This window comes from Verrucomicrobiota bacterium (genome assembly GCA_016871535.1).
Taxonomy (GTDB): domain Bacteria; phylum Verrucomicrobiota; class Verrucomicrobiia; order Limisphaerales; family SIBE01; genus VHCZ01.
In genome coordinates, this window is the sequence record VHCZ01000437.1 from 1 (window position 1) to 2286 (window position 2286).

The following is a 2286-nucleotide window of genomic DNA, read 5'->3' on the forward strand; positions in this document are numbered from 1 at the left end:
AGACGAACAGCGCGTAGGGATGTTCGCGCAGGAGTTGGCTTACGGCGGGCCGCTCAAGTGCGCGAGGAAGCCCATCGGACGCGAGCCGGCAGTAGATGACATGGAACGCATTGCCATCGCCGCCGCCAGCAAACAGCACCGGATCATCCGCCAGCGCCTTGCCCGCCGATTCCGCCCACCCGCGCCGGGAAAGCGGCTGGTTGACGCGCTCGTAACTCAGTTCTTCCCAGAACAGTTTCTTGAGCGGTTCAAGACCGCGGAGGTCTTTCAACAAATCCAGCACCTGTTGTTGTCGTTCAGGTTTAGGCATGGCTCGGTTGCAGATGTGGGTTGATACCGCAGGCTGACGGCGAAGGCGAGAGGCGATTCTTCACGGCGCGGCTTTCGATGAGTTTCTGCCGGATTTCCTGCTCGGAGGCGCGGGCGTCGGAGTTTCCGTTTTCTGATGGCTCAATCCAATGCCTGAGTTGGGGCGAGGATACCCAAGGGGTTGCCGGTGACCAAGCGCGGTTTCCGGCCGCGGGCGCCAGGCGGATTACCAGCGGGTCTTCACGCCGCAGGCGCGGGCCATGCACCAGCCGCGCGCGGCTTCGAACAGGCAGAACGCGCCGCCCGCAGCCAGTCCCACTCCCGCCAGCCAATGCCACGTCCACACCGCGATGGCCGCACCCAGCAGCGCCACCCCGATGACGCCGCGGATGATGCGGCCGGTCCTGCCGATGTTCGGTTGAAAGAGTTTCTTCACGGCATGGGCGGTCAAGGTGGGTTCACTTCACCAGTTTTTCAAAATCGCCGATGTAGCGGCGCATGTCGCGCAGCAGCACGGCGTCGGGTTTGCAGCGCAGCACCATGCCGTCCAGATACATCAGGCTGCGGATGATGGCGAAGATGCCATTCTCGAAGGTCATCCCGAATGCACGCCGGGGTTTTCCTTTTGCGCCTTGGCGTCTGCAACGTCATGGGTAATGTCGAGTCAACCTAGGGCGGCGAGCAATTTCAAGACGGCCAGTTCCTTGGCTTTGGCTTCCACTTCTACCGTGAGCGTGAAGTTCTTCCATTCGTCGGGAAAATCGCGCACGGCGATGTAGTCGTGATGGCGCTCCGGCTTCGGGCCGCGCCAGCCGGCGAGCGGGCTGGAAAGATGAAAGAGCGGCTCGCGATTCCAGGTGGCGCGGGCGCGTTCGGTGGCTTCGGCGACGCTCAGGCCATCCGGCAGGCAGCGGTGATGGTGAACGTCATAAACCAGCGGCACGCCTGTGTCGGCGCACACAGGCAGCAGGTCGGCGGGCGTGAAAATTTTGTCGTCGTTCTCCAGCGTGAGCCGCGAACGCACCGGTTTGGGCAGCCGTTCGATATTGTTGCGCAACGTCTGCAATGCGCTCGCCTTGTCGCCATACGCGCCGCCGCCATGGATATTCACGGTGTCTGCGCCGATCCACTCAGCGACTGTGGCCTGGTAAGCAAGTTCCGCGAGCGAGTGCGCGAGTGTCTCGGGATTCGGCGAATTGAGCACCACGAATTGATCCGGATGAAACGACAGACGCAGGTTGTGTTCGCGTGCAAACGCGCCGCACTCGCGAAACCGCGCGACAATTGCCGCGCCGTCCGGCAACTCGGTCACGCCGTAACCAGCCTCGGGGTGCGTTTTCAACGGGAGAATCTGGCTGTTGACGCGAAAAGCGCCTATCTATGCCGTGGCTCGCGCAGAACCGCAACGAGGCCAGCAGGGCCTCGGCGTTGAGGCGACACAACTTTGAAAGCCGAGCCAATCGCTCCCGCTTCCTCAGACGCAAAATGGCTGTTGCGGTCGTCGTGCGGAACTTGATCGGCTCGCGGGCGAACTGGCAGCACAAGCCCAGACGCAGACAGGAACGCGCGTCAATGCCGGGCTTCATTGGGCGGAGGCCTGCGTCTGTTCTGATGTGCCTCCGGCCGCTCTCCAGCGATAAGCGGCGAGCGCGTTCAATTCGCGGACGAAAAGTTCATCACCCGCCACGGCGAGATGCGCCCACGTTTCCTCGCTGGTTATCTTGCGCTGGTCGAGTTGGTCGTACTTGTCCTTGTTCGCGCGGAGGAGAAACAACTGTCCCCGCTGATCAAGGGCGAGGATGCGGTTGCCTTGCGCGACCAGGCTCCAGTATTTGCCGAAGGATTTGTCGCTGGTCCAAAGCTCACGGCCGGTTTCGACTTCGATGGCCATCACGCGCTGGCTTTTAAGATGGTTGTAGGCCACGCCGTCAATGACGACGGGAGTGCTCATGTAGCCCTGGGCCTTGTGTCGCCAGG

At 62.1% G+C, this 2286-nt stretch carries 3 protein-coding genes and 1 pseudogene; all 4 read right to left on the reverse strand.

All coding sequences use genetic code 11. From position 1 onward, the window contains the following. Positions 1-310 (reverse strand): class I SAM-dependent DNA methyltransferase (locus FJ398_27280; GenBank protein ID MBM3841581.1); only part of this gene is annotated, 310 nt, incomplete at its 3' end. A 225-nt stretch (positions 311-535) separates the two neighbouring features. Beyond that, positions 536-760 carry a DUF2892 domain-containing protein gene (locus FJ398_27285; protein ID MBM3841582.1) on the reverse strand — a complete coding sequence of 75 codons (225 nt, stop codon included), beginning with the start codon at positions 758-760 and terminating at the stop codon, positions 536-538. 213 nt (positions 761-973) lie between these two features. Continuing rightward, positions 974-1895, reverse strand: a pseudogene (uvsE, locus tag FJ398_27290) (UV DNA damage repair endonuclease UvsE). Next, on the reverse strand, positions 1892-2260 hold the full coding sequence (locus tag FJ398_27295) for a hypothetical protein (protein ID MBM3841583.1): 369 nt from the start codon (positions 2258-2260) through the stop codon (positions 1892-1894). The pseudogene uvsE and the gene FJ398_27295 overlap by 4 nt, the downstream one beginning before the upstream one ends. Positions 2261-2286 lie beyond the last annotated feature (26 nt).